At 48.7% G+C, this 26,108-nt stretch carries 41 protein-coding genes and 1 tRNA gene; 37 read left to right on the top strand and 5 right to left on the bottom strand.

Going from position 1 to position 26,108, the window contains the following annotated elements:
* Window positions 1-20: 20 nt before the first annotated feature.
* The 7 genes from pstB (at window position 21) to PKO01S_RS17770 (ending at window position 7,360) form a co-directional block, all read left to right on the top strand.
* Entirely contained in the window at window positions 21-776 is a 756-nt protein-coding gene (gene pstB / locus PKO01S_RS17800) for a phosphate ABC transporter ATP-binding protein PstB (RefSeq protein ID WP_127532808.1), read from the top strand.
* 19 nt (window positions 777-795) lie between these two features.
* The gene (gene phoU, locus PKO01S_RS17795) at window positions 796-1,452 is read left to right on the top strand and encodes a phosphate signaling complex protein PhoU (protein WP_127532790.1); all 657 of its coding nucleotides are present in this window, start codon (window positions 796-798) and stop codon (window positions 1,450-1,452) included.
* A gap of 175 nt (window positions 1,453-1,627) precedes the next feature.
* Entirely contained in the window at window positions 1,628-4,285 is a 2,658-nt protein-coding gene (polA, locus tag PKO01S_RS17790) for a DNA polymerase I (RefSeq protein ID WP_127532789.1), read from the top strand.
* Window positions 4,286-4,344: 59 nt separating this feature from the next.
* Entirely contained in the window at window positions 4,345-5,241 is an 897-nt protein-coding gene (mutM, locus tag PKO01S_RS17785) for a DNA-formamidopyrimidine glycosylase (RefSeq protein WP_127532788.1), read from the top strand.
* A 199-nt stretch (window positions 5,242-5,440) separates the two neighbouring features.
* Window positions 5,441-6,145, top strand: coding sequence for a sporulation membrane protein YtaF (ytaF, locus tag PKO01S_RS17780; protein WP_127532787.1), 705 nt, complete (start codon window positions 5,441-5,443; stop codon window positions 6,143-6,145).
* Between the two features lie 24 nt (window positions 6,146-6,169).
* The gene (gene coaE / locus PKO01S_RS17775) at window positions 6,170-6,775 is read left to right on the top strand and encodes a dephospho-CoA kinase (protein ID WP_218031486.1); all 606 of its coding nucleotides are present in this window, start codon (window positions 6,170-6,172) and stop codon (window positions 6,773-6,775) included.
* A 3-nt stretch (window positions 6,776-6,778) separates the two neighbouring features.
* Window positions 6,779-7,360: a lytic transglycosylase domain-containing protein gene (locus PKO01S_RS17770; protein WP_127532785.1), complete on the top strand. Its 582-nt coding sequence runs from the start codon at window positions 6,779-6,781 to the stop codon at window positions 7,358-7,360.
* 66 nt (window positions 7,361-7,426) lie between these two features.
* Here the strand turns inward: PKO01S_RS17770 and PKO01S_RS17765 are convergent, their stop codons facing one another.
* Window positions 7,427-7,639 carry an alpha/beta-type small acid-soluble spore protein gene (locus PKO01S_RS17765; protein ID WP_127532784.1) on the bottom strand — a complete coding sequence of 71 codons (213 nt, stop codon included), beginning with the start codon at window positions 7,637-7,639 and terminating at the stop codon, window positions 7,427-7,429.
* A 128-nt stretch (window positions 7,640-7,767) separates the two neighbouring features.
* On the opposite strand from PKO01S_RS17765, the gene nrdR reads away from it, so the two are divergent.
* On the top strand, window positions 7,768-8,268 hold the full coding sequence (gene nrdR, locus PKO01S_RS17760; protein WP_127532783.1) for a transcriptional regulator NrdR: 501 nt from the start codon (window positions 7,768-7,770) through the stop codon (window positions 8,266-8,268).
* Between the two features lie 69 nt (window positions 8,269-8,337).
* Window positions 8,338-8,413 (top strand) — tRNA-Ala (locus tag PKO01S_RS17755).
* Window positions 8,414-8,500: 87 nt separating this feature from the next.
* Here PKO01S_RS17755 and PKO01S_RS17750 read toward each other — a convergent pair.
* Together PKO01S_RS17750 and PKO01S_RS17745 are read right to left on the bottom strand one after the other, a co-directional pair.
* Window positions 8,501-9,661, bottom strand: coding sequence for a site-specific integrase (locus tag PKO01S_RS17750; protein WP_127532782.1), 1,161 nt, complete (start codon window positions 9,659-9,661; stop codon window positions 8,501-8,503).
* A gap of 109 nt (window positions 9,662-9,770) precedes the next feature.
* The gene (locus PKO01S_RS17745) at window positions 9,771-10,631 is read right to left on the bottom strand and encodes a stalk domain-containing protein (protein ID WP_127532781.1); all 861 of its coding nucleotides are present in this window, start codon (window positions 10,629-10,631) and stop codon (window positions 9,771-9,773) included.
* A gap of 804 nt (window positions 10,632-11,435) precedes the next feature.
* Between PKO01S_RS17745 and PKO01S_RS17740 the strand changes: the two genes are divergently transcribed.
* From PKO01S_RS17740 to PKO01S_RS17735, 3 genes are read left to right on the top strand one after another with little or no spacing between them, the layout of a single operon-like run.
* Window positions 11,436-11,906, top strand: a complete 471-nt coding sequence (locus tag PKO01S_RS17740) for an accessory gene regulator B family protein (RefSeq protein ID WP_246070617.1) — start codon at window positions 11,436-11,438, stop codon at window positions 11,904-11,906.
* 6 nt (window positions 11,907-11,912) lie between these two features.
* The gene (locus PKO01S_RS28860; RefSeq protein WP_164779655.1) at window positions 11,913-12,050 is read left to right on the top strand and encodes a hypothetical protein; all 138 of its coding nucleotides are present in this window, start codon (window positions 11,913-11,915) and stop codon (window positions 12,048-12,050) included.
* A 9-nt stretch (window positions 12,051-12,059) separates the two neighbouring features.
* Window positions 12,060-12,458, top strand: coding sequence for a hypothetical protein (locus PKO01S_RS17735; protein ID WP_127532779.1), 399 nt, complete (start codon window positions 12,060-12,062; stop codon window positions 12,456-12,458).
* Window positions 12,459-12,733: 275 nt separating this feature from the next.
* Here the strand turns inward: PKO01S_RS17735 and PKO01S_RS29800 are convergent, their stop codons facing one another.
* Together PKO01S_RS29800 and PKO01S_RS29620 are read right to left on the bottom strand one after the other, a co-directional pair.
* Entirely contained in the window at window positions 12,734-12,955 is a 222-nt protein-coding gene (locus tag PKO01S_RS29800) for a helix-turn-helix transcriptional regulator (RefSeq protein WP_127532778.1), read from the bottom strand.
* Between the two features lie 191 nt (window positions 12,956-13,146).
* On the bottom strand, window positions 13,147-13,530 hold the full coding sequence (locus PKO01S_RS29620; protein ID WP_127532777.1) for a helix-turn-helix domain-containing protein: 384 nt from the start codon (window positions 13,528-13,530) through the stop codon (window positions 13,147-13,149).
* A gap of 165 nt (window positions 13,531-13,695) precedes the next feature.
* Here PKO01S_RS29620 and PKO01S_RS17720 point away from each other — a divergent pair, with 165 nt between their 5' ends.
* The 25 genes from PKO01S_RS17720 (at window position 13,696) to PKO01S_RS17590 (ending at window position 26,098) form a co-directional block, all read left to right on the top strand.
* Window positions 13,696-13,938 (top strand): helix-turn-helix domain-containing protein, encoded by a 243-nt coding sequence (locus tag PKO01S_RS17720; RefSeq protein ID WP_127532776.1) that lies wholly within the window; start codon window positions 13,696-13,698, stop codon window positions 13,936-13,938.
* An 84-nt stretch (window positions 13,939-14,022) separates the two neighbouring features.
* A complete protein-coding gene (locus PKO01S_RS17715; RefSeq protein ID WP_127532775.1) occupies window positions 14,023-14,685 on the top strand; it encodes a Rha family transcriptional regulator in 663 nt (220 codons plus the stop codon).
* Window positions 14,686-14,698: 13 nt separating this feature from the next.
* Window positions 14,699-14,899, top strand: a complete 201-nt coding sequence (locus tag PKO01S_RS17710) for a helix-turn-helix domain-containing protein (RefSeq protein WP_127532774.1) — start codon at window positions 14,699-14,701, stop codon at window positions 14,897-14,899.
* A complete protein-coding gene (locus PKO01S_RS17705) occupies window positions 14,896-15,147 on the top strand; it encodes a hypothetical protein (RefSeq protein ID WP_127532773.1) in 252 nt (83 codons plus the stop codon). The genes PKO01S_RS17710 and PKO01S_RS17705 overlap by 4 nt, the downstream gene beginning before the upstream one ends.
* Window positions 15,148-15,400: 253 nt before the next feature.
* Window positions 15,401-15,697 carry a hypothetical protein gene (locus PKO01S_RS17700; protein ID WP_127532772.1) on the top strand — a complete coding sequence of 99 codons (297 nt, stop codon included), beginning with the start codon at window positions 15,401-15,403 and terminating at the stop codon, window positions 15,695-15,697.
* Window positions 15,698-15,945: 248 nt separating this feature from the next.
* Window positions 15,946-16,143: a hypothetical protein gene (locus tag PKO01S_RS17695; protein ID WP_127532771.1), complete on the top strand. Its 198-nt coding sequence runs from the start codon at window positions 15,946-15,948 to the stop codon at window positions 16,141-16,143.
* A gap of 73 nt (window positions 16,144-16,216) precedes the next feature.
* Window positions 16,217-16,846, top strand: a complete 630-nt coding sequence (locus tag PKO01S_RS17690; protein ID WP_127532770.1) for an ERF family protein — start codon at window positions 16,217-16,219, stop codon at window positions 16,844-16,846.
* Window positions 16,843-17,622, top strand: a complete 780-nt coding sequence (locus PKO01S_RS17685) for a PD-(D/E)XK nuclease-like domain-containing protein (protein WP_127532769.1) — start codon at window positions 16,843-16,845, stop codon at window positions 17,620-17,622. The genes PKO01S_RS17690 and PKO01S_RS17685 overlap by 4 nt, the downstream gene beginning before the upstream one ends.
* Complete coding sequence (gene ssb / locus PKO01S_RS17680) at window positions 17,623-18,057, top strand: single-stranded DNA-binding protein (RefSeq protein ID WP_127532768.1); 435 nt, start codon at window positions 17,623-17,625, stop codon at window positions 18,055-18,057. It abuts the gene before it with no gap.
* 372 nt (window positions 18,058-18,429) lie between these two features.
* Window positions 18,430-19,113: a hypothetical protein gene (locus PKO01S_RS17670; RefSeq protein ID WP_127532766.1), complete on the top strand. Its 684-nt coding sequence runs from the start codon at window positions 18,430-18,432 to the stop codon at window positions 19,111-19,113.
* Between the two features lie 280 nt (window positions 19,114-19,393).
* On the top strand, window positions 19,394-19,576 hold the full coding sequence (locus PKO01S_RS17665) for a hypothetical protein (RefSeq protein WP_127532765.1): 183 nt from the start codon (window positions 19,394-19,396) through the stop codon (window positions 19,574-19,576).
* 211 nt (window positions 19,577-19,787) lie between these two features.
* Window positions 19,788-20,165 carry a hypothetical protein gene (locus PKO01S_RS17660; protein WP_127532764.1) on the top strand — a complete coding sequence of 126 codons (378 nt, stop codon included), beginning with the start codon at window positions 19,788-19,790 and terminating at the stop codon, window positions 20,163-20,165.
* Between the two features lie 163 nt (window positions 20,166-20,328).
* Window positions 20,329-20,541: a hypothetical protein gene (locus tag PKO01S_RS17655; RefSeq protein ID WP_127532763.1), complete on the top strand. Its 213-nt coding sequence runs from the start codon at window positions 20,329-20,331 to the stop codon at window positions 20,539-20,541.
* Window positions 20,538-20,951: a YopX family protein gene (locus PKO01S_RS17650; RefSeq protein ID WP_127532762.1), complete on the top strand. Its 414-nt coding sequence runs from the start codon at window positions 20,538-20,540 to the stop codon at window positions 20,949-20,951. The genes PKO01S_RS17655 and PKO01S_RS17650 overlap by 4 nt, the downstream gene beginning before the upstream one ends.
* On the top strand, window positions 20,944-21,288 hold the full coding sequence (locus PKO01S_RS17645; RefSeq protein WP_127532761.1) for a hypothetical protein: 345 nt from the start codon (window positions 20,944-20,946) through the stop codon (window positions 21,286-21,288). The genes PKO01S_RS17650 and PKO01S_RS17645 overlap by 8 nt, the downstream gene beginning before the upstream one ends.
* Complete coding sequence (locus tag PKO01S_RS17640; protein WP_127532760.1) at window positions 21,281-21,685, top strand: hypothetical protein; 405 nt, start codon at window positions 21,281-21,283, stop codon at window positions 21,683-21,685. The genes PKO01S_RS17645 and PKO01S_RS17640 overlap by 8 nt, the downstream gene beginning before the upstream one ends.
* An 88-nt stretch (window positions 21,686-21,773) precedes the next feature.
* Complete coding sequence (locus PKO01S_RS17635; RefSeq protein ID WP_127532759.1) at window positions 21,774-22,166, top strand: hypothetical protein; 393 nt, start codon at window positions 21,774-21,776, stop codon at window positions 22,164-22,166.
* 48 nt (window positions 22,167-22,214) lie between these two features.
* On the top strand, window positions 22,215-22,541 hold the full coding sequence (locus PKO01S_RS17630; protein WP_127532758.1) for a BC1872 family protein: 327 nt from the start codon (window positions 22,215-22,217) through the stop codon (window positions 22,539-22,541).
* On the top strand, window positions 22,538-22,810 hold the full coding sequence (locus PKO01S_RS17625; protein ID WP_127532757.1) for a hypothetical protein: 273 nt from the start codon (window positions 22,538-22,540) through the stop codon (window positions 22,808-22,810). The genes PKO01S_RS17630 and PKO01S_RS17625 overlap by 4 nt, the downstream gene beginning before the upstream one ends.
* Window positions 22,811-23,074 carry a flagellar FlbD family protein gene (locus PKO01S_RS17620; protein WP_127532756.1) on the top strand — a complete coding sequence of 88 codons (264 nt, stop codon included), beginning with the start codon at window positions 22,811-22,813 and terminating at the stop codon, window positions 23,072-23,074.
* Window positions 23,075-23,085: 11 nt separating this feature from the next.
* A complete protein-coding gene (locus PKO01S_RS17615) occupies window positions 23,086-23,343 on the top strand; it encodes a hypothetical protein (protein WP_127532755.1) in 258 nt (85 codons plus the stop codon).
* A gap of 13 nt (window positions 23,344-23,356) precedes the next feature.
* Window positions 23,357-23,623: a hypothetical protein gene (locus tag PKO01S_RS17610; protein WP_127532754.1), complete on the top strand. Its 267-nt coding sequence runs from the start codon at window positions 23,357-23,359 to the stop codon at window positions 23,621-23,623.
* Between the two features lie 385 nt (window positions 23,624-24,008).
* Window positions 24,009-24,383 carry a hypothetical protein gene (locus PKO01S_RS17605; RefSeq protein ID WP_127532753.1) on the top strand — a complete coding sequence of 125 codons (375 nt, stop codon included), beginning with the start codon at window positions 24,009-24,011 and terminating at the stop codon, window positions 24,381-24,383.
* Window positions 24,384-24,600: 217 nt separating this feature from the next.
* Window positions 24,601-25,470 (top strand): hypothetical protein, encoded by an 870-nt coding sequence (locus PKO01S_RS17600; protein ID WP_127532752.1) that lies wholly within the window; start codon window positions 24,601-24,603, stop codon window positions 25,468-25,470.
* 244 nt (window positions 25,471-25,714) lie between these two features.
* Window positions 25,715-26,098: a RusA family crossover junction endodeoxyribonuclease gene (locus PKO01S_RS17590; protein ID WP_127532750.1), complete on the top strand. Its 384-nt coding sequence runs from the start codon at window positions 25,715-25,717 to the stop codon at window positions 26,096-26,098.
* Window positions 26,099-26,108: the final 10 nt, after the last annotated feature.

Here is a 26,108-nt window from a genome sequence, read left to right as displayed (position 1 = left end):
GTCAAGCGATGCAAACGACGATGACGTCTTTAATCGAAATTAACAAGCTGAACCTATATTACGGCTCTTTCCATGCACTCAAGAACGTATCGATGCGCATTCCGGAGAAAGCGATCACGGCATTCATCGGTCCGTCGGGCTGCGGCAAGTCGACGCTGCTGCGCACGCTGAACCGGATGAATGATATGATTCCAGGCACTCGGATCGAAGGCGAGATCAGCATCTCGGGCACGGACATTTATTCCGGCAGCGTAGATGTCGAGACGCTGCGCAAGAAAGTCGGCATGGTGTTCCAGCAACCGAATCCTTTTCCTAAATCGATCTATGACAATATCGCATACGGCCCGCGACTGCATGGCATCCGCGACCGGAAGACGCTCGACGAAATCGTCGAGACGAGCCTTCGTTCCGCTGTGCTGTGGGAAGAAGTGAAGGACTACTTGAAGCGCTCCGCGTTCAGCTTGTCGGGCGGTCAGCAGCAGCGTCTGTGCATCGCCAGAGCGCTCGCGGTGAACCCGGACATTCTGCTTATGGATGAAGCGACTTCGGCGCTTGACCCGATCTCGACGCTGAAGATTGAGGAGCTCGTTCAAGAGCTCAAAAACCGTTATACGATCGTCATGGTTACGCACAACATGCATCAAGCGGCTCGCGTGTCGAATCAAACGGTATTTTTCTTGAACGGGGAAGTTGTGGAATACGACGAGACAGAGAAACTGTTCTCTAACCCTTCCGATCAACGTACGGAAGATTATATTAGCGGCCGGTTCGGCTAAGGGAGAGTGAAGTGGCTTGATGACGCCGCGCAAAGAATTCGATCACTATTTGGACCAATTGCATGAAATGCTTGTCGATATGGGAGGCCGCGTAGAGCGGGCTCTTGCGGATGCGATGCAGTCGCTCAAAGATATGGATATTTCACTGGCGAAGAAAGTCATTGCCACCGATCCAGACATTAACCGTCTGGAGGAGCAGATCGAGGAGCTCGGCGCGAAGCTGATCGTTACGCAGCAGCCCGTTGCCAAGGATTTGCGCCGCATCCTCGCGGCATTCAAAATCGCCAGCGACCTGGAGCGGATGGGCGATCTGTCGCTCGACGTAGCGAAGGTGACGCTCCGGCTGGAAGGCCAGGCGCTTATTAAGCCGCTGATCGATCTGCCGCGGATGGCGGAGATCGTGCAGACGATGATTTTCGAATCGATTCAATCTTTCGTACAAGAAAACGTCGATCTCGCCTACAAGATGGCGAAGGACGATGACCAAGTCGATGCTCTTTACAAGCAAATTACGCGCGAGCTGTTCTCGCTCATGCTGGAGAACCCGCTGACGATCTCGCAATCGATGCAGCTTAGCTTCGTCGGACGGTTCATCGAGCGGATTGCCGATCATGCGACGAATATCGGCGAAAGCGTCGTCTACCTCGTGACGGGCAAACGGCCGGATTTGAACTAGTACGTGAACACGCCATGGGCATTTGCCTGCGGCGTGTTTTTGTTTGTCTCTAGATCTTGTTGCTTGCATGGTCGTATGCCTTGACGCAGCGGGCAAAGGGGGTCCTTTTTATGGTATGATAGTAAGCAGTCAAGGCACGTACCAACACTTTGAGAATGCAGGAGAGATGCCGCCAATGGACAAATGGATCTTGATCGACGGCAATAGTATTGCTAACCGGGCTTTCTACGCCATGCCGCTGCTGACGAATGCTAGTGGATTACATACAAATGCCGTATTCGGCTTTACGACCATGCTGCTGAAGCTGCTCGAGGAGGAGAAACCGACCCATATGCTCGTCGCGTTTGACGCGGGCAAGGTGACGTTCCGCCATGAGGGCTACGGTGATTATAAAGGCGGGCGCCAGAAGACGCCTTCTGAGCTGTCCGAACAATTCCCGCTTATTAAGGAACTGCTGCAAGCGTTCGGCATCAGCCAGTTCGAGCTGTCCGGCTACGAAGCCGACGATATTATCGGGACGCTGACGCGTATGGCGGACGAGCAGGGCGCCGAGACGCTCGTCGTCTCCGGCGACAAGGATATGCTTCAGCTCGCTTCGGATCAAGTGACGATTGCGATTACGCGCAAGGGCGTCAGCGAGATCGAGCGTTATTCGCCTGCGGAAATTCAAGAGAAATACGGCCTCGTGCCGCAGCAGATTATCGACCTGAAAGGTCTGATGGGCGATACGTCCGACAACATCCCGGGCATTCCGGGCGTCGGGGAGAAGACAGCGCTGAAGCTGCTGCACGAGTATGGCTCGGTTGAGCAGGTGCTGGAGCACTCTGGCGATCTGAAAGGCAAAATGAAGGAAAAAGTCGAAACGCACAAAGATGATGCCATCATGAGCAAGAAGCTGGCGACGATCTTCCGGGAAGTGCCGCTCGATAAAGGCGTAGCCGAGATGGCGTATGCCGGCTACGAGAAGCCGGTGCTGGCGGATGCGTTCCGCAAGCTTGAATTCAAGTCGCTGATGGAGCGGCTGGAGCTGACCGGCGAAGTGTCCGAAGGCGCTGCGGAAGCGGCTGAGCTGCGTGTCGTATCGGTGGCTGCGGGCAAAGCGGAAGCTTGCAAGCAGCTGGCGGACGGACTTGCCGCTGCGGAGAGCGTTTATTTCGAGGTCATCGGTGATAACCCGCATCAGAGTGAGACGGTCGCGATTGCTGTAACGTCTGCGGATGCCGTCTTCGTCGTGCCTTTTGAGGATGTGAAGGCGGAGCAGCTCGCATTCCTGAGGGACTGGCTGGTGTCTGCGGATGCAGGCAAAGTCGGCTTCGATATGCACCGCTCGGAGCTGTCGCTCGCTTGGCAGGATATTAAGCTTGGCGGCATTGAGTTCGACGTGCAGCTAGCTGCTTATTTGCTCGATCCGACCGATTCGTCGCTGACGATCAGCTCTCTGTGCAGCAAGTACGGCTTGCCAGGCGTCGCATCCGACGAAGCGGTCTACGGCAAGGGAGCGAAGTTCAAGCTGCCGGAGGCAGAGGCGCTGCATGCATTCGTCGCTTCGAAGGCGGATGCGGTCCGCCGTATTGCGGAGGTTCAGCGTGCGGAGCTGGAGAAGACCGGCATGCACAAGCTGTACTACGAGCTCGAGCAGCCGCTGTCCCGCGTGCTGGCCGGCATGGAGCTGCAAGGCATCAAGGCCGATGCAGCCGTTATCGAGCAGCTTGGCGCTGAGCTTGAAGGACGCATCGTCGAGTTGAAGAGCACGATCTACGAGCTGGCGGGCATGGAGTTCAATATCGGCTCGCCGAAGCAGCTGGGCGAGGTGCTGTTCGAGAAGCTCGGACTGCCTGCGAAGAAGAAGACGAAGACGGGCTACTCGACCGATGCGGACGTTCTCGAGGAGCTTGCGAAGTATCACGACATTATTCCTTCGATTCTGCTGTACCGTCAGCTGTCCAAGCTGCAGTCCACTTATGTCGAAGGGCTGCTTAAGGAGATTCGTCCGAATACGGGACATATCCATACGTTCTACCGCCAGACGATCGCAGCGACGGGCCGTCTGAGCAGCCAATATCCGAACTTGCAGAACATCCCGATCCGGCTGGAGGAAGGCCGCAAAATTCGCAAAGCGTTCGTTCCGTCGCAGCCGGGCTGGTACATGCTTGCGGCCGACTATTCGCAGATTGAGCTTCGCGTGCTGGCGCATATTTCCGGCGATGAGGGCTTGAAGGAAGCGTTCCTGAACGATATGGACATTCATACGAAGACCGCGTCGGACGTATTCGGCGTTCCGCCGGAAGCGGTCGATTCGAATATGCGCCGTCAGGCGAAGGCGGTTAACTTCGGCATCGTATACGGCATCAGCGACTTCGGCCTCTCGACGAACCTTGGGATTACGCGGAAGGAAGCGGCGCAGTTCATTGAGCAGTATTACGCGACGTTCAGCGGTGTCCGCAAGTATATGGACGATATCGTGATGCAGGCGCGCCGCGACGGGTACGTGACGACGCTATTGGAGCGCCGCCGCTATTTGCCGGAGATCAAGGCATCGAACTTTAATCTCCGCTCGTTCGCGGAGCGGACCGCGATGAATACGCCGATCCAAGGGACGGCCGCCGACATCATTAAGCTGGCGATGGTCAAGATGGATTCGGAGCTCAGCGCCCGCAGCCTGAAGAGCCGCATGCTGCTTCAAGTGCATGACGAACTTGTCTTCGAGGTGCCGGAGGATGAATTGGAAACGATGAAGCAGCTCGTCCCTTCCGTGATGGAGAACGCGATCGAGCTCGTCGTGCCGCTGAAGGCGGATGTCAGTTACGGTGTCAATTGGTATGAGGCAAAATAGCGTCTAAAGACCCATCCGGGGCCTTGATGCGTTATAATAGGCGATGAGGTGAAAACATCATGCCTGAATTGCCAGAGGTAGAGACAGTCTGCCGTACGCTTAACCAATTAGTTGCGGGCAAGACGATCACGGATGTCACGGTGAGCTTGCCGCGTATTATAAGAAAACCCGCCGAACCCGAGATGTTCGCCGCCGCTTTGGCAGGCCGAACGATTCATTCCGTGGAACGGCGGGGTAAGTTTATACGAATCGTATTAGATGATCTCATTTTGGTGTCCCATCTTCGGATGGAAGGACGCTACGGCGTTTATAAGCAGGACGAGCCGGTCGAGACGCATACGCATGTCGTGTTTCATTTTACGGACGGGACAGAGCTTCGGTACAAGGATGTTCGCCAGTTCGGCACGATGGATTTGTTCAAGCCGGGCGAGGAATGGACATTGCCGCCGCTGAATAAGCTTGGATTAGAACCGCTCGACGAAACGTTCACGCTGGAGTCGCTTCGCCAGACCCTATCCAAGCGGTCGACGAAGCTGAAGCCGCTGCTGCTTGATCAAGCCTATGTGGTCGGCTTGGGCAACATCTATGTCGATGAGGCGCTGTTTCAAGCGCAGCTTCATCCGGAGCGCACAGCCGATTCGCTGAAAGCCGCGGAATGGAGCCGATTGTATGACGCGATCCGCGATACGCTCGGAAGAGCGGTAGAAGCGGGCGGCTCATCGATCAAATCGTACGTGAACGGGCAAGGCGAGATGGGCATGTTCCAACATTCGCTGCTCGCATACGGCCGAGGCGGCGAGCCATGCAGAGTCTGCGGTGCGATGATTGAGAAATTCGTGCTTGGCGGACGGGGTACGCATATCTGTCCGAAGTGCCAGCCGAAGCCCAAAGGTTCTGCTGCGAAGAAAGCGGTGAAGCAAGCGAGGCCGAAAGGCGTATCACCGAAAATTCATTAAAGTAACACGAGATCCATTTCCCCGCATAAGATGGTCTATCGAACATAGGCGATTGTCACTGCGCACGGCTGTTCGTTGCCGCATTCGCGGACTCGCGCTTCACATGGCGAGTTTCCCGGATGCGGCTCGGCAGCCGTTCATCCGCTCATAAGGCGAATGTCCGTGCGGTTAACCGATCGTCTGCGGGGAGGGACAACGGTTGTTCGCGCATTTGGCCTCATTGCTGCTGCTGTCGTTCGCTGTCAGCTTGGACGGCTTCGGCGTCGGCGTCACTTACGGACTGCGTCGCATCCGAATACCTGTGCTGTCGATTGCGATTATTGCCTGCTGCTCAGGCATCGTCATTTGGCTGTCTATGGCGGTTGGCGGTTGGCTAACGAATTATCTGTCGCCTGTTGTGGCGCGTATGATCGGCGCCTTCATTCTGATGGGCATCGGCGGCTGGGCGCTTCTTCAATTGAGGCGAAGCCGCGAAGGCAGACCCGATGACGAAGATTCGAGCGTTGATGAAGGGAAGTCGGCTGCGTCCTCTGGCTCCGATTCGAATGAAGCGTTAACGGAGAGGACGCTTGTCAGTCTGGAAGTGAAGCAGTTTGGCATCGTCATCCAGATTCTTCGGAAGCCGCAAGTGGCAGACGTCGACCGATCCGGCAGCATCTCTTCATCCGAGGCGATCCTGCTTGGGGTAGCGTTGTCGTTCGACGCATTCGGAGCGGGTCTTGGTGCGGCCATGATCGGTCTTCATCCGGCAACAACGGCGGTAGCGATTGCACTGTCCAGTGCGGTGTTCCTGCTCGCGGGACTTCGCGTCGGGTTCAAGTATGCCGGATGGCGGGGCATGCAGGCTTTGTCTGTGCTGCCGGGCATTTTACTGATTGTAATGGGAATTATAAAATTGTTCTAAATGCAGCGTCGGAGGGGTACAGTTATGAGAATCGGGTTAACTGGCGGCATCGCCTGCGGCAAGAGCACGGTTGCGGCTATGCTAGTCGAGCGCGGTGCGCGCCTCGTCGATGCCGATCAGGTGGCCAGAGAAGTCGTCCTTCCGGGCGAGCCGGCGCTTCGCGCCGTCGCGGAGCGATTCGGACAAGCCGTCCTCCATGACGACGGCACTCTCAATCGGCAGGCGCTCGGGGCGATTGTATTCGGCCAAGAGGATAAGCGCCGCGAGCTCGAAGCGATTCTTCATCCGGCTATCCGTCAGCGGATGCGGGAACAGATGGAGCGCTGGGAGCAAGAAGATCCTGACGCCATCATTATTGCGGACATCCCGCTGCTGTATGAGACAGGCCAACAGTCGTCTTATGAAGGCGTGATTGTGGTCTATGTGCCGGTAACGGTCCAACGGGAGCGGCTCATGAGCCGCAACGGACTGACGGCTAAGGAAGCGGACAACCGGATCCATCTTCAGATGGATATCGAACGCAAGCGCGAGCTGGCGGATTGGGTTATTAATAATAGCGGATCGGTGGAGCATACGCGGGAACTGGTTGCGAAGCTCTGGGATGAACTGAGGCAATCGAGAAAGGGGTGACATATGAGACGCTTGGCACGCCGAAGAGTGCTGCTGCTGCTCATCGTCTTATTCATTGCCTTTCTATTCGTAAAGTCGGACTGGATGGCCCGCTGGATGTATCCGATCCATTATAAGGAGGATATCCGTACCAGCGCGATGAATTATGGTCTTGATCCATTGCTTATCGCGGCAGTTATTCGGGTAGAGACGAACTTCTCGACGGGCAAGGAATCGAAGAAGGGCGCTCTCGGACTTATGCAGATTATGCCGGACACGGCGGATTGGGTCATTCAACAGGCAGGCTTCGCGAATGTAACGGAGGATACGCTTCGGCATCGTGCGGACGTCAGCATACGGATTGGCTCTTGGTACTTAAGCAATCTACATAAGCAGTTCGACGGCAACCGGGTGGCTGCAGTCGCAGCTTATAATGCCGGCCCTGGCAATGTGAAGAAGTGGATGAACGGCAACGTGTGGGACGGGAAGATCGAGACGGTGAAGGATGTGCCGTTCGGTGAGACGCGGCACTATGTACAACGTGTTTTTTATTATTATAATAAGTATAGGGACTTGTATCCGGAGTTCGGCCGTAACAGCGAATAAGCTTGAGACAAGCCTGCCGGCTCATCGGTAGATGATTCGGCAGGCTGTCCCAAGCTGCTTTACGCGTTAGGCGCGGCCAGCAAGCGATTGCTCAGCGATTTGGACGAGCTTACGCGTGATGCTGCCCCCGATGGAGCCAGCTTCTTTCGTCGTAAGGTTGCCATAATAACCGTCTTGCGAAAGTGCGATACCAAGCTCCGAAGCAACTTCGTATTTCAGTTGGTCAAGAGCGGCAGATGCTTGTGGTACAACCAGTTGGTTACTGTTACCTTGTGCCATTGTCGTTCACCTCCTTGCGGTTGGTAACTGTATTATGTGTATTATTTTGAACTTCATTACAGGTAACAGCTGGAATATTAAGAAATGATGAAATAAATTGTGCGAAAGCGTCTTGGAGGAATAGTCAAATGAGATGTCCATATTGTGATTACGCCGGCTCCAAGGTGCTCGACTCGAGACCGGCCAACGAGAATAAGTCGATCCGCCGCAGACGCGAATGTGAAAAATGCAGCCGCAGATTCACGACGTTCGAGATGATCGAGGAAACGCCGCTTATCGTGATTAAGAAAGATGGCAGCCGCGAAGAGTTCAGCCGCGAGAAGCTGCTGCGCGGTCTGATCCGCGCTTGTGAGAAGCGCCCTGTACCGGCTGAACGGCTTGAGGTTGTCGTATCCGAGGTCGAGAAGGAGCTGCGCACGACGGCTCACGCCGAGATCGAGAGCCGCATTATTGGCGAGCTCGTGATGGAGCAGCTGTATCCGGTCGACGAAGTCGCTTACGTCCGTTTCGCTTCCGTGTACCGCCAATTCAAGGACATCGACATGTTCATGAAGGAATTGAACTCGCTGCTGTCCAAGCATCCTCTGACCGGCGGCGCAGGCGCCGCGAACGGGTTGAAAAAGGATTGACACTCCGCTTCGCAGCGTGGTAAGATCGATCCTGTCGCCGCCTATAATTGGCAGTGAAACAACCGTTTCGGGGCCTTAGCTCAGCTGGGAGAGCGCATCGCTGGCAGCGATGAGGTCAGGGGTTCGATCCCCCTAGGCTCCACCATAAGAAAAACCGTTGAAACCCTTTATACATAAGGGTTTTTTGTTTTTTATGAAGTCTGTTTTTGACAACTGATTTGACCACAAAAAGCTAGTTGACCACATTTTGACCACCTTGCTTATCTGCGGCCACTTCTTTTTGATAAAACACGCGTCCAAATTCGGCGGCAGTGTTTTTCTGCATGTTAGGTAATACATGGGAATAGGTGTCGAGTGTAATCTTAACGTTGGAGTGACCAAGGCGCTCAGAAACAATCTTTGGGTTCACTCCTTGTGCTAATAACAATGTTGCATGGGTATGTCGTAAATCATGAAATGCTATTTTCTTCACTTTAGCAGCATCCATCAATCGATACATGGTTCGAAGAAGGTTTCTTGGGCGGATCGGCGTTCCGAATTTGGTTGCGACGACGAGGTTATTGTCTTCATAAGAAGCACCTAAACGGAACTTATCTGCTTTGATTCGTTTATGTTGTCTTTTAAGTTCGTTAACGGTCTCTTCATCAAGTGTTATTAATCGTTCGCCAGCATCGGATTTAGTGCCGTCCTGAAGTTCGGTTCCCTCATGGTCGAGCGTTTGTCTAACTGAAATCTCCATGCTTTCTAAGTTCACATCTTGCCAGGATAATCCCAACACTTCACTTTGTCGCATTCCTGTTGTTAGCCCTAAAATAAACGCGATATGAAGCGGATCGCTTATTGATACTTCGCGGAACTTTGCACATTCTTCAAATGTCCACACCTGAATTTTTTTCTTCGCCACTTTTGGGGTATCGACGATTTTCATGACATTCCTAGAGACCAATTGCCACTCAACTGCATTAGCAATCGCTCTTTTAAGTACGCCATGTATGTCGAATATTGTTCGGTCTCCAAGTTTCTTTTCTTGCACCAGATGCTTATAGAAAGCAAGGATATGATCACGGCTTAGCTTTTTCAACTCGATATGACCTAGTCCGGGAATAATGTGCAGTGTTATGTGGCGAGAATACGTATTATACGTAACTTTTTTTACGGACAATTCTTTTCCTGCCAACCAACTTTTGAAGAACTCCGCCACCGTCTGCTTTGTCGGCTCGACGTATTCTTCTTGCTCGATCTGCGTTATGAGAGCTGCGCAAGCTTTCTCCGCTTCTTTCTTCGTCTTAAACCCGCTGACCGTCTTTTGTTTCCGCTGATTGGTAACTGGATCGCGTGGCAGGTCAATAGAGAATGACCATTTTTCACCCCGTTTGCGGAAGTAGCCCTTCATAGAAAAAACCTCCAAAGATGTTAGTAGACTCGTTCAATATTATAGTGGTCATGTGGTCAAAGTGGTAGAGGTAGGTTTCTGGGCAAAAGAAAAAGCCCCGGGGAGGGGCTTAAGGTGTGCATCCAGCTGCTGCTAGTTTTTGATTTCTTTCTTGGTTCAAATAGTCTACTTCGCTATTTGCAATACCTGAGAGGGCAAGGCCACGTTTATTCATTTCAGCAACATAGTCTCCGATCTGTTTATCGTATAAATCGTTAATGGTTTTACAATAGGATGCATTTACAGAAGGTGCGACTTGTTGTTGAGTGACAACAGGGAGCTGTTGTGTGTTTGCGGGATTATAATCATCAAAGTTAATGGTCCATTTGTTTGTGAATTGCTGTTGCGTGATTTTTTTATTATAAACATCAAGTGAGTCGCTTTGTTTAATGTATACATCTCCAACATAATTTTCGTTATCATCGTATACATAAATGCGAATGCCGCCTACAGGAATACCCTCTAAATCATACATTAAATTATAGATGGCTGCGGTATATAAATCGCTGGTCATGCTGTTTGATAAGCCTTTATACGTAGCTTCTGATTGAATTTCCTGATCGTCCATCACTGTGTAAAAGGATTGCCATTTCGGATTTTTCCCAAGGTCCTCCTTTATAGCAGATGTGACACGTTGAAGCGATTGTATCTCATTCACTTGTTCAGTAGCCGCGGGCTTTTGTATATCGACGGTTTGGTTTTTTCCATCCCAAGTATAATTAACCCCGGCCTGCTGTAACAGGTAAATTGGAATCATCGTCCGGCCGTTGTAACTGATTGCCGGTACGTCGGACACTTTAACAGGTGTCCCGTCCACCGTCAAACGGATGATGTTGTTCCCTTTGTATGTACCCCAAATGCTTGCTGCACTGACCACTCCGGCCGTGAGCAGCGATATTGCGAGAAAAACGGCCACAATTTTCCTCTTCATGTATACACTCCTTTATTCAAATTATCCTAAATGTAACATAGCACCTTAAATGATACAATATGTATCATAAAATACTTATAGTAAGAATGTCCTATTAGGTTGTATAATTATGTATAAGGAGTGACGAGAGGGTTGATTTAGTGGATTATGTAATCTATTTTATCCTCGATTGTTTGGATACTTTAGCGATATATTTATTAATGATGACTATTTTTCAGTATCCTATCCGTGAATATCTAAGAGAAATAATGATTATTTGTGCAACTTTAGGTGTTTCTTCATTGCTCATTCGAGAGGTTATTGGATTCATTTCTATTGACCCGATGGTTCACATTTTATTGCTCGTACTTTGCTTGAGATACATAATTAAAGTAAGACTGTACAGGGCGATTGTTATTACAGCAACTGGTACACTTGCATACTTTGCGATTCAAGCAGTAATCAGTTTGTCGGGAACGATTGGAGACTTTCTCCTATCAAGCGATTTGTATAGCTCACACAGTAGAAGCGTCCAAGTCATACAGCTAATTTCACAAGCTATTACTTTCTTGTTGGCCTTTCTAGTAAGTAAACACGATCTGGGCGTGACTAAGTTTGTTAGGCCGCCGCATGATTTTTATATCATTAATCCAATAACTAAAAATCAAATGCGTCTATTGTTAACATCGATTACTTCCTTGATTATTATTAGTATCGCTTTTTATTACTCTGTATTTCATCATAAAGTTGTATTGTTCACTATGCTTGCATTAATATTGTGTTTACTTGTATTTATTCTTACATACAGGAGAGATCGGATTGTCAGTGGTCATCGAAGTATCGAGAAGGATAACGCGGTGGGTAAAGAATGAGAATCCTGCGGTACGATCGAGCGAAGAGAGATTTACTGCATTACTGGCCCTTCAAATAAGCAACTACTTTCCGATTATCATTGCATTAGTGCTCGGATTTGTCTCCGGTAAAGCCATTGAAACCATAATAGGCGCCGTATCAGTAGTGTCAATTAGGATCATGACAGGCGGGGGACATTTTAAAAATCTAGATCATTGTTTCATCTTCTCAACAATCATTTTAGCAACAATACCTCACATCTCACTTAACAACGAACTGATTTTTGCGCTAACCAGCGCATCAATAGTGTTGGTTTTGACAAGATCAGAACAAAGAAAACTGTTTCCCATAATAATTATCGTATTGAACTTTTTCTTTGTTTCCTCTGCTGCTGCACTTGCTTTCATTGTTCAAGGGATTTCTCTTACTATTAAAGGGAGGTGAGAGCAAATGAAAAAGCTTCTGGCAAAGACGATCGCAGCTGCTGTCGAACCTAAGGCTGATGCAGTTGAAACAGAGATATCCCCGTTGAAATGGCTGTTCGGTAGTGTCGTTATTCCTAAAGACAAAGCAAAAGAAACTAAGTAAGGGTATGTTATGGATTCTTTAATTGTTTATTGTGTCAACGTTGTAGCGGTGGGTGGGGTCCCCGAGTATCGTAACATCAACCTCCTGGAAGATGTGTTCTTTATGGATGTGACCCCTAAGCCGTCAAACAGTAAAAAACACACGGAGCCGCCGGCTGGAATTACTAGATTTCATACCAAGTATGGAGTTTACCTACAGTTAAACAGCCTCGAGAAGTACGAAGAGGCGCTTTCTCCTCATGGGTACGATTATTTTATGCCATCGCTGCTTGTGAACACTAACATTGTCGATCGCATTGTAGTAACGGATTATGGTAGGAGTGCATTTTTTAAAGGTGGCGAAGATTTAAATATTCCTGTATCAAAGTACAAGACAAAAGAATATGATTATTTAATTGTGAGGGGCTAAAATACACGTATGTTAACGTGTAAAGGTCTCTTTTTTGTTTTAAATCGTTAATTATACTATAGTTTTTGCAATATTGTAAAGAACAACGTAGACGGTTACGTTGTTGTCCGTTTGGAGGGTTCGACGGCGAGATTCGACAAGTAAGTCGAATGCAGTTGTGGTAAATTTGGAAGTACAAGGGACAAGGGAGGGAATTGACAAAAAACAGAGGACGTGTATTGCGTCGAGATCGTCGAGGGCGGAAGAGAAAAAATCTCTCTTCGCTGCTAACTCCGTTACCGTTTGATCTTCCATTCATAAAGGCTCTGAAAGCTGCAGTCCAGTACGCTACAGAATGCCATTGCTTCCGACGCTTTCATTTCGTAAAGGCCTCGTTCGATCGCTGATACATGCGAACGTGAATACCCGGTAAGATCGGCTAATCGCTGTTGTGACATGTTGTTACAATCTCTTCGACGGTCAGGGAGTAAGCATCGCCCGGTCTCATAACGAGCCATAACGATACTCCTCGACAAAATAATACGAACCTATGTTCCTATTTTATGATCAGCATGCTAAAATTGTTTCATAAAAACTCTTCAGGAGCTGGGACTATTGGATATCGATGAGAAATTAGATGATTTGCTGCGACAGATTGAAGAGTTTAACGGGATCGAAAAAACAGAGATAGTTAACACAGTGCTAAATCTTATTGATTCTTCTTTTGGAAGACCAATTGAATGATTTGTTCTAGCTTTTCGGCCTTCTCAGGTTCAGATAAGTCGATGTCGTACTTTTTAACAAGTTCTCTAAGAACAAAGTTCGTTTGGTCAGGAGGCAAGACATCTGAACTTGGGTAAACCATTTCTTGGTTGTCGGCCTCCGGTACATACCCCGCAATACGCATAAGATCGTTATAATCGACCTTTAAGCCTTTTGCTATCTTCTCGATTGTATCTGGTTTTGGCGTTCCTCTTTTCCCATTCTCAAGTTTCGAAATCAGGCCAGAACTAACCCCTGAATAAATCGCAAGTTGATTAACGGTCATACCTCTTTTTTCCCGTGTTTCTCGTATATACTCCCCAAAGTTCATTCCCAACACCTCCTCCCTATTAAGCACACACACTATAGTTTACAAATGTCATGTACATAAATAAACACCGCCCAAAAATAACTGTTGACAAATGTACACGAGGTGGTTATATTTGGAGTACAGAAGTCATTGACAAAAGTACACACTAAGAAACGAGGTGATAAGATGTTGACGGCAACGATCGTTATGAACAAAGAATATGTCGAAGGTGAAATGCGTAGACGCGGTATTAATTCAACAAACGAATTGGCCCGCGAAATTGGCATTTCTGACTCAATGATGAGCCTCCTTATGCGCGGTAAAAGAAATCCCGGTCCTAAGGCCGTCGGTTTGATGCTTGAATACTTCGGCGTAACGTATGAAAAAATTTTTACTCAAACGTTGACAAAAGTACACAAGTCAGCATAAGTGTTTCAAACTTATTTTACAACAACTAGAGATAAATTACCTTAAATTTCTTGTTTATACACTACATGTAGAGGGGCGAAGGAAATGAACATTGTTAATGTAAACGGCAAGTTCTTGGTGGATAGTCGGGAAGTGGCTGAAATGATTGGGAAACGACACGATCACCTGGTCCGGGACATTGATACGTACAAATCTGTAATTGATCAAACCCCAAATTTGGGGGCTGACAAATTCTTTATCGAGAACAGTTACTCATCCGGAACCGGCCGCAAATACAAATGCTATCTTCTAACCAAACAAGGTTGCGACATGGTAGCAAACAAAATGACCGGTGAGAAAGGTATTCTCTTCACGGCTACTTACGTCGCTAAGTTCGCAGAAATGGAGCAGCGGCAGGTCAACAACGTCGAAATACTCGACGAGCGTAAGCAGCGCGTCGTGATGATGAAGACGATGATCGACCACGAAGATCGAATCGATGATGTAGAAGTAAAGATTCAATCGCTTGAAGCTAAGATCGACGAACAAATCACACTCGACAGCGGCGAGCAGCGGACCGTCCAAAAATCAATCGCACGACGGATATACGAATTGGAATCAGACAGCAAGGCGCGGCCGAATCTGTTCCGCCAACTGCACCGCGAGGTAAAAGACCGCTGGGCCGTCGCGAGTTACCGGGACGTAAGACGCAACGAACTGGATGGCTTATTGAGTTACATTAACGCATGGCGCCCTGTGGCGGCGTAGGGGAGGAAGTAAAATGCGAACCCAAGTAACCGACTATCCTCTTCTGCTCAAGGCCGCTCATGTCGCTGAAATCTTGGGCGTAGCGAAAAGCACCGCATACGAGATGATGCGGAAGACGGATTTCCCGGTAATCGTGATCGACAGCATCAGTCGTGTACCGCGGGATAAGTTCTTCGAATGGCTTGATTCCAAAACGAAAGGAGCATCCGCATGACGCAAGACGCGATCAGCAAGCCGGAATTGCTTACTCAATGCGATCAACAGGCGTTGGAGTTGCAGAAGCTTCGAAATGAAGTGCGCGAGCTGCGCGCCGATAACCGCCGTCTCCGATCGTACGAATATGATTCCGATATGGCAGCCGCCTTTATCGCCAGCCGGAACCTTAAACCCGATTTCAACGCTTTCGTACTTAAGCAGCAAGCAGCCAGCCGGCCTAAATTGAAACTGGTAGGTGACGAGTAATGGAAGCACTTAAACTTCCCCAAGTGGAGGAGAAAACGTCCCTTCGTCTGATCAACTCTTGCGGTTGCGGTAAGCCAGCACAATACCTCGTCTACGAACAGCAGAAAGAACACTGTCACTCCTGCATGATGGAAGCAATCAACTGTGACGTCCCGGTGCTTGTGAGGATGCTCTAATGTACCGACGAGTATCCCCATAGCACTTGGCGGCGCGTCGTCACGGTCAAAAATCCAATTATAAGGAGCGGAAAACTATGACATTTGCGAAGTACGAAGGTGACTGGATCAACACGATCTATCTGCGAATCCTGTGCTTGGACCATCGCATTGAACGTTCGATTAACCGGGAAGACGGATCGATATTCCGGGAAACTCGCCACTCTTACCCAGAAGGTACGACGGCACTGACGTACGCCAACTACTACAGGGCGGATGGATACAAGGAAGTCGTTGATCTGGCGGAATTTGAAGCTGAAATAGCCGCACAAGAGGGGCAAGAGCAGCTTGTCGCGGAGCATATCGAAGAAATCGAAAGGGGTACAGCCGCTTGAACTTGGTTAGTAACTGCTGTCAACGTCCTCTCTCATTGGGGGAGGACAACGAAACCATATGCGATAGATGCGGGGAGGCATGTACGTACCATGAGGCGTGTCGAGAGTGTGGGGAAATCGGTTGCTTCGAATGTGGAACCGGAGGATTTCCGTTGGTTAGCAAAGAAAATGCAGGGCCGGCCGAACGGTCAGCAGATCGCTAAGTTTCTCCTTCTCAGTCAAAAACAATTCGAAAGGGTGAGCTAAGTATGAGCAACAACCTGTTCACGATTGAAAGCATTTGGGAGTCCGACGCGAAGGGTTATGCGATTCTGGCGGGTAAAGCAGCTGGTTTGCAAGGGGAACAACTTAAAGCATTTGTTGACTTCATGGATGACGGATACCGGAACATTCCGCGAGAGACCGCTCGCGACGAATACTACGACTACGTGGAAAACAACAAATAAAGCCCCTCTGCAAAGGGGCCCTAAAGAAAACTCTCATGGTTATCGTACCACAAAAACGATAGGAGGCAAATAGATGAACATCTATCAGAAGTTAATAGAAGTCCGGAAAGTGGTCCCATACCTCAAGAAAGAGTCACAAGGGCATCAGTACAACTATACCGGTTCCAGCCAAGTGCTGGCGGCTGTACGCAATAAGATCGATGAATTGGGCTTGTTGCTCATTCCGCGCGTCACAGACGCCAAAGTAACCGCTGAAACGCCTGCAGAGGGCAAAAAGGCGACAACATACTTTACCGAGCTCACCATGACAATGACATGGGTTAACGCCGAAAAGCCAGAGGAAACCATCGAAGTTCCGTGGTATGCGCAAGGCATTGATACAGCAGGCGAAAAGGGAGTAGGCAAGGCGCTCACCTACGCCGAGAAATACTTTCTGCTTAAGCAATTCAACATTGCCACGGATAAGGATGATCCGGACGCATTCCAGCAAAAGCAGGATCGGCAGCAGGAGACGGCAGATAAAAAGCGGCTGCTGAAACTGACGTCGGAGATTCAAACGACTTGGGTTACGAGAGGTTTCAAACAACAAGCGCTCAACCTGCAGATTCAGAAGTTGTATGAAGGAGCAAATCTAAATCAGTTGACCGAAGAGCAGGCGAACGATTTTCTTGCCCGGCTCAAAGGAGATAAGGAGCCAGCATGAATCTAACCGCTGAAAATTACTACTCCAACGAGGCAGATCGCCATTACATGAGCGTGTCGCAGTATAAGGGATTTCTGAAATGCGAAGCAGCAGCGCTCGCCAAACTCAACGGATGGAAGGAACCGACACCGGAAGCTTTCCTAGTCGGGTCCTACGTACACTCTGCATTCGACGGAACGATCGAACAATTTAGATCCGAGCACCCGGAGATATACACCCAGAAGAAGGAATTGAAAGCCCCATTTAAGCAAGCCGACGAGATGATCCAGACCATCGCTAAAGACTCGCTATGCATGACCATGCTGACCGGCGAGCATGAAACGATCATCACTGCTACGCTGTACGGCGTGGAATGGAAAGCCCGCATCGACGTCCTGGCGCCCGATAACGGGCGGATCGTAGACCTAAAGACTGTAAAGTCCATCCGTGAAAAGTATTGGCACGACGGCCGCTACGTCTCCTTTGTGGAGGCGTACGGCTACACAACCCAAATGGCGGTATACTCCGAGCTCGAACGGATCGCCAATAGGCGTTTTGAGCGCCTAGAGCCCTTCATAGTGGCCGTGAGCAAGGAAGACGTACCAGACAAAGCGGCCATTTGCTTTGACGACGAGACGGTCAATGCGGCGCTTGAAGATGTACGAGAGAAGTTGCCTAGAGTCATCGACGTAAAAACAGGATTCGCGGAGCCGATCCGCTGCGAGAACTGCCGCTACTGCCGGCAGACGAAGAAAGCCGAGATCGTCCATTATCTGAACCTGTTGGAGGTTGTGTAGATGACTTTGAACCGTTCAATACTGATTGGCAGGTTGACCCGTGACCCGGATTTGAAGTACACGCCCGCAGGCGTGGCGGTCTGCACGTACACTCTAGCCGTAGATCGACCGTTTACAAACGGCGGCGAGAAGGAAGCCGACTTTATTCCGGTGGTGGTGTGGCGGCAGCTTGCCGAGACGTGTGCAAACCACCTTAAGAAAGGCCGTTTAACCGCCGTAGAGGGCCGCATACAGGTCCGCAATTACACCAACAACGAGGGCAAAAAGGTGTTCATAACAGAAGTCATCGCAGACAACGTACGGTTCCTCGACAAGCAAGAGCAACAACAGGAGCAGTCTTCCACTTCCACAAACCACAGCAATAACCGCGATCCGTTCGCAGGCGACGGACAGCCGATCAATATATCCGAAGACGATCTTCCTTTCTCATGGTGATCATCACCGACCTATCTAACCAACCCCTGAGGTCCGTACAGAAGCCACAGTATAAACGTAATAAGCCTACAGCGAGACAGCGCGGCGCGATATCGTCCGCTGTCCGCAAGGCTCTACACGAACGCTCACAAGGGTTATGCGAATGCTGTAAGGCTGCTAGAGCCGTACATGCAGCCCATAAAGTAAGACGATGGAAACTCGATAAGACGACGGTAGAGGATCTATTGCACTTATGCAAAGAGTGTCACGATTGGGCGGACCAAACGAAAGAAGGTAGAGCCTTCCTTGCGGCCGCCGCGTTCCGCTAAGCCTATTCGGTCGATACGATGGCGGCATTCGCCGCAAAACCAAAATCAAAGGAGCCAAAACCATATGAGTTATTACAATGAGGAATTCTATTACGCACCAAATGAGTTCGAGCAACAGGTGGATGAGTTCAAAACTGCTCTGCTCAACTCCGTTCGGGACGAATTCAAAGCTGAAATGGAGCAATTACGGACTGAAAACGCTGAATTGCAAGAAGTTCGGAAGAATATAGACAAGATGCGGCATGAACATCAAACCAAACTTAACGAACTTAATAATATTAAGAACGATGCAATGCGAATTGTTAGAAAAGAGCGGCTGTCGGAGTTAATGAAAGACCTGCAAGTGGTGATGTACCGAGCAACAACCGATTATCCATTACCACCTAAATGTGATAAGTGCAACGAAAAAAGGAAGATAGTATTTTTCTCTCCGTCAGGACAGGAGTTGTTCGAACATTGCAAGTGCGCTTCTGGAAAATCGGTATATATGCCAGAGGAATATGTCGCCTGTGAATTCTCGATGGATAGCTATAACGCAAATAAGGTCAAAGTTTGGTACAAATTGAAGCCTAGTTCTAGTTCTAATCGGAACGACGATTATGGCAGTTACGATTCATCGACTTACAGAGAGTCAATATACAACGACAAAATGTCATATGCGGATTTAGATAAATATAAAACGTTCTTCAAGACTATCGAAGAATGCCAGAAGTACTGTGACTGGCTGAATGAAAATAAAGCAGGCTAACTGGCCGAACGGCCTCCGAATCGACCGCAATACTTAGCCGTCAGGCGGAGGCCGTATAGGGTTGTAGTTAGTCATCTAAACCAATTAGGAGGGTAACACAGTGAACGCAGATCATTTTCACTGCAATTATCTTTTTACATCAAAGTGCATTGATCCCGCAAAAAAAGACTGTGATCGTTGTCCACTTAAAGCGTGTACCTCTTGCAAGAATAGTTGGAGCAGAAATACATGCGCTTCATGTAAGTATCAGTAAGGATCCAATTAGGAGGGTAACAGGACAATGAACACGGAGCAAGCGCGTGAAAACATCGCAAAGTACATCGAGAAATGCAGGTATACGTACAAAGTGGACGACATTATACACTCGTACTTGAACTATTACAAGCAAGGCTATTACGTCAGCTACACGATGAAAGATTGCATTAGCAACCTAAAAGATGAGTTGGAATTGCTGACTGCTTAATTCATTTCCGGGGAAGTAACCCTTCCCCTAGGAGGGATAAAGAGGATGACAAGAGTTTATCATCTAACCCGCTGTCCAAAATGCAGGCTAGAAGCGATTGAGGAGATTTACACCCCGTCCTATTGCGGACACTGTTCGGACCCGCCAGACCCAGAAAGTGACGTTGCAATTGAATATATAGGACTCTACTTACCCTATGAGGAGGATAACGATGGACGCTAAGAGATTGGATCAAACGAAATGTCCGCACTGCGGATTAACAATTCCGAATAGTTTGTGGGATGAAGAAACGAGTAAACACTTCGACGCTCCTTTACTTCCAATATCATATGCGACACGTCAGGGAGAAGCTGCATTTATCTGCCCTAACTGCCATGCAGAAAGCGATGGTCTGCCGAGTGACGAGGAATTGCCGCAACTGCTGGAAAAAGATGAATTGATACGCCAGCAGCAAGCCGAAATAGAACGTCACAACAGGGCGTATGAGGTGCAACGGACAAAGTTAAAGGAAATGGGGTCCGATTACCCGTCATGCTTGTCAGTAGCAGCTTGGGCACAGCGCATAAAAGACGGTAAGGACGGTGAGTAACAATGAAATGTAACTCATGCCGCCACTTATGGACATATCCGAGAGACTACACTTCACCATACGGAGAGTTCTGGTGCATGAAGGATGATACAGATTTATGGGGCGTCAAACCGGAAGAGGTACAAAATTGCGAGCATTACGAGGGTAAGGACGGTGAGCAGGGATGATCGAGTGGAAAGAATACGGCAACACTCGAGAAACGCAGCCAGAAAGCCACGTTCCAAAACTTGTTTACGACGGAAAATCAGTTAAATTCGCAATTCATCAGATAAGCAAGGATCGAGTATACAGATGGTTCGACAACAAAGGTTTGTATGTTGACGGCGTTACTCACTACGCAGAAATCAATCTACCGATGGACGGTGAGCAGGGATGAGAGAGTACAAGTTCAGAGCGTTCCATAAGCCAAGCAATACAATGATTGAGCCGGACAAGTTGGAGAGCATCAATTTCGACACGAAAGTGCTAGGCGTATACATCGAAATGGACGGAAAAGGGTTTCATAAGCTGCGTACTTCTGACTTCGAGATCATGCAATACACAGGCCTAAAGGATAAGAACGGTAAGGAGATATACGAAGGGGACATTGTAAAGCGAGAATACATTGATATGCCCGGCGGTTATCTGGATTTCATAGGCGTTGTGATTTACTTCGACGCTGCGTTCTGTTTGGAGGAAGTGTTTGAAAAAGAGTCAGGGTCATTCCTCTTTGAAGAACATACCACGAATGAAGTCATCGGCACCATCTACGAGAACCCTGAACTGGTAGGTGAGCAGCATGCGTGAACACGATTGGAAGATACATGAGTATATGGGTAACGATCTGACGGGGTGGGAGTGGCATAGCGAAAACAAATTTGTAGCCGTCAGATACGACAAGATGACTTATATGGACATACCGCAATACAGCACAACATGGGAAGGTGCTGGACTGGTGATGGAAGCAGCATCTAAACAAGACCTAGTGCTAGTGTACGAGATTACAGCAATTAGCCATGAAACCGGATCGATAACGTACGAAGGTAGATTTGACGGAATGACACATAATGTGAGGGCATCAAGTCTCCCTGAACTTATTTACAAAGCCTATATCAGTGCAATGGAGGAGAGAGACAATGGATAAAGAACAGGCATTACGACACATGTATCACTGGATACCGATGGACATCCAACCGCAATGGAAACAGTTGATTGATCGATCGTTTGAACTCGAATCCGTACAGCGGGAACGGGACGAATGGAAATCAAAAGCAGATGGAATAACCGATTCTTGGAGACAAAACGTACGCGCACTTCGAAATGATAGAGACAACTATCAATGTGAAGCGTTATCCCTTCGTAACACCAATCGTGAACTTGAGTCAGAAATTGAATCCCTCCAACGTACCCAAGCCGAATTGATTGAGGTGTTGGAGTGGTACGGGGACGACTGGAATTATGAGAGTGGACACAACCACGGGGCAAGCATTTTAAACGATAAAGGCAATAAAGCCCGTACTATCCTCTCTAAGATAAAATAACCACCCTATACGGCTACCGTTTCACTAAGCCTATTCGGTCGCGACGATGGCGCTGACGCGCAAAATCAAAACAAAAGGAGCTAATACGATGGTTAAATTATCGGAACTTTCGGATGACGTGTTGATTGGACAAGAAGACTCCGGTACTCAGTGCACGGTAGCAGAGATGAAAAGGGAGATTTTGGAATTCGGTGAACCGCATCATGAATACCGGACTTACTACATCCTGAAAGAACATCGCTGGAAACCAAGTGCAGAGTACATGATAGAGCGCTATATCGAGTCTGAATATGACCACATGTACGAAGACTGGAGTGATCGCGCGTTTGATTGTATTAAGGAGAACGACTGCGTCCGGCGCATTCAAGAAATCTTGGATGAAGCACTTACAGGTGATTATGTATCGAAATATTGGACGTGTGAGCAAGCGGTAGAAATAGATATTAGGCCGAAGGCCATCGAGTCGACCGAAACCGCTTAACGAAGTGGAGGCCGAACAAGATCGATCATTAAAGGAGGAAGATAGACCATGAGTGAGCAAATGCAGCCGGGACCGGTATTGAACAGACTGATTGCAACGAAACTATTCGGATACGAAGTTCATGAAAATTTATCGATCATGTGGAAGACACCGGGAGATCCATTCGTTCCGATTCTCGGTTACTCCACCGACTGGAACGCTATGCGTCTAGTAGTAGAGGAGATGATACGCCGCGGTGCAGAGGTCAACATTGGCTTCTACGAGGATTGGGACTGTCAATTTGACTATAAAGGCACTAATTTCCGTGATGTGTCTTCTACAGCCCCGCACGCCGTGTGTCTGGCCGCTCTCCAAGCATTGGAGGCAGACCAATGAGGGACGCAGATAAGGACAGGGAGATTATAGCGGCGGCAAGGTGGCTTTCGCCAGAATTCTTATCCGCCTCTCGTGAAGGGTTTCCATACTGGTTAGATAGGGCAGTAGCAGCAGAACAGAGGGTAGCGGAGTTAGAAAAGGTAGTGCAGACAATAAAGGACGAACTAACGTTATGGCAAAATGCCGAAAGTGCACGAATGGTCGTGTTGGACTATATACGCAGGTTCAGTAAGCCCTTATCGGGCAAAACGGAAGAGGAGAGAGGATAAATGATAAAGCTAACCAAACGTAACGGCGGAGACCCCATATACCTGTCGCCAGACCATATCATATCGATTCTAGGTACGGATCAAGCGATTGCATTTACTGTAGAGGACTCTTATCAAGTCACCGAATCCCCCTCTACCGTAGCCCGTCTCATCACCGAGTATAAGCAGCGTCAGATGCGGTTACAGGCGGCGTATATAGGTTATTACAGCAACTTCGACGCACGCGAATTCATTAAAGATTTAGAGTCCGAGGATAGACCATAGGAGGGGTGCAAATGAAATCAGTTACGTTGGTAATCAAAGAGACGCTTGTATATGAACGTGATGTGCAAGTTGAAATACCGGATGATATGGACGAAAAAGCACTAAATAAGGCGTTAGATAGTGCGCAACGTGGATCAGACACGATTGATGACATGGTTCGGAAGCTCGACAAACAAAGCGGCATCAAGCTGACGAAACCATATGATACCGATTTAAGTAGCCTGGACAGTATGGAAGTTGAATGCGATGAATACGACTTTGTTCAATAGGAGTGGTATCAGCATGAAATATGCGATTCAAAGACAAGAAACAAAAGAATTTCTGCGTGAAGGAAAAGATTCAGCAGATGCTTATACAGATGACTTAGGACAAGCGATTATATACGACAGTTTTACAAAAGCTCAATTTGAATGTATTGATGATGAAGTTGTGGTTGAGGTAATCATCGATGAAGATGGCGGAATGAGTGTATATGAACCGGACGAATTAGAGCGAGCAGTTGAGAACGAGTATGAAGGGCTGCGCGAATATGAAGGTGGTCAGTCATGAAAAAGGCTCCGTTTCATGGCAATGTCGGACCTAGCCATAAAGGGTTGAAGAAAATGGTCCATGCCTATGCTAAGAAACTTCGGCTATCAAAGCGGAATAACCGAAAGCGTGGTTAGGAGGAAAGCAGATGGACTTGTTCGGAAGTGCAGGACTTATAGCGTTTACACGATTCTTATGCATATTGGGATTCACATTTACTTCTGTCGGCATATTTATCGGCTGGCTGATATGGGGTTAGGAGGTATCCCCATGATCCGCCGTATCATAACCTACTTAGATGTCTCTTGGTGGTATGTAAGATACTACAAATCAAAACAGCCTTAATCGGCCCCCACTCCGTTGGGTAATTCGGTCGAATCGGAGGAAAACACAAGGAGGAACAGCGATGTTATATGCGGACTTTTGTTGGGATTGCCCATCATGCAAGCAGCTGAACTGGGCAGGCGTAGCGGACGAAGATCGACTATATACATGCAAGAAATGCAACAAGAAATATTACCTGTCATTTAGAATTGAAGTCGAAGAGATTGAACTATACGACGAACAAAAGGAGACGGTTTCATCTGTCGTGTTGGTGACGGTAGACATCAGCAAGGATAACGGTCAAACGTGGGAAGAGATGTCTATCAATACGAAGGACCTGAACCCGGAAACAGCAGACGTAAAAGACGGTTGGTTTATTAGACATAATGGTCACATCTACAGAGTGTTCTTACACGAATTTAGCAATCGGCTGCGTACGGAGAAAATGCCGGCATAACGGGCCGACAGGCCTTCGATCCGACCGAAATACTTAGCAACGCGGAGGCCGTATAGGACTTTAGCCCCTTATAGAGTAGGGGTAGAGGAGAGAATAAAGGTGAAACGTTTAAGAGATCATCCCATATTCGTGCTATGGGTAATCACAATAGGAATTTTAATTGGCTACTATCTCAGTAAGTAAAGTAGGTATTTTAGGGTGAGGGGAGGGATAAAGGGTGGCACGTAAACGAATGATCGATCCAAGCTTTTGGGTAGACGAGAAACTTGGAACGCTATGTGCAAGAGCAAGGCTCTTCTTCATGGGGCTTATATCGCAGGCGGATGATGAAGGGCGCTTAAATGGTCATCCAGCGCTTCTACGCTCATTGATTTTCCCGTACGACCACGACATAATCGTCAATGACGTAGACGAGTGGCTTCAGCAATTATCCGATCGTGATTTAATCACTCGATACGAGGTTGACCGACAAAAATACATCTTCATTGACAAGTTCAAGAAGCATCAGACCATCAACAGACCGCAGCCATCTAAGCTTCCAGCGCCATTCACTGAACATTCACTGAACACTCACGGACAAGCACTGGAACCATCATACACAGATCACGCCCAATATAAGGGAAGAGAAGAGAAGGGAAAAGGAAGAGAAGAAGAAGAGAAGGGAACAGAAGGGAGTGGCTCCCCCCCTCCTATTCCATCGCCTGATTCTAATCCTCACAAAGATCATATTCACAAACTTGTCCGAGAATGCCAACTTCAAGACTGCACATTATTCCACCTCGACGAACTGTTCTCATACATCGGCATGGTTGACCTCGAAGTAATCGAGGCCGCTATCAAGAAAGGCCAAGGAAAGAGAATCAACTACGCGATCAATACGCTCAAAGGCATGATCAAAGACGGGAAGACGAAGAAAGAACACATCCATCCGGTAGTAACGCCCGGACAGCCGCCGAATAACGTCAAACCGTTCCGTTCAAAACCTCATGTTGGGATTGTGGAGAAAAATGAGGTTGGCGAACCGGTTACCCCCGAAAGGTTCGAAGAGTTGATGCAGCTTGCAAGATCATTAGACGGGAAAGGGTGAAGGACATGGGTAAACGCATCGTAAAAGAAGGAGCCCCGTTAACCGAGACGGGGATTATACAAACGGGTAGACCGATCATGGACCGAGCAGAACGAGAGCGGTCGGACGCATCGCTCAAGGTCTACTACCTGTCGCCAGAAGAGTTAACAGCTTACAAGGAGAAGCATGGAGCCCCAACACAGCCGCTACGCAATCGACCGGGCACCGGTATACCGAGGAAACGGACGAAGGCGGGTGGGTGGGCATGAGTATACAGAGCCTACAGATCGTCGGAATACCGCCAACACTGAACGAGGTACGTCGCATGCATCACTTTGAACAGGCGAAGTCAAAAGCATGGTGGGAGCAGATGGTACAGATCGAGTCAAAGGTTCAGAAACTGCAACCGATTAACCCGCCGGTCATCATGACATACCGGTTCCACTTCACGGACCGCCGCCGTCGGGACCCGGACGGATACGCATACAGCGCCAAGTCAATACAAGACGGACTGGTTAAGAGCGGCATACTGCCGGACGATAACTTCCAAGTGGTGCGCGAGCTGCGGATCGCAGAGGGCGAGAAGAAGAAAAAAGCCGGAATCACAATCGAAATACGAGAGGTAGGTGAAAGCCATGACGAAGAGTAAGGCAGCAGCG

Origin of the sequence: Paenibacillus kobensis NBRC 15729 (genome assembly GCF_004000825.1) — a bacterium.
Taxonomy (GTDB): domain Bacteria; phylum Bacillota; class Bacilli; order Paenibacillales; family Paenibacillaceae; genus Paenibacillus_T; species Paenibacillus_T kobensis.
This window is presented reverse-complemented; position numbering and strand designations above follow the sequence as displayed.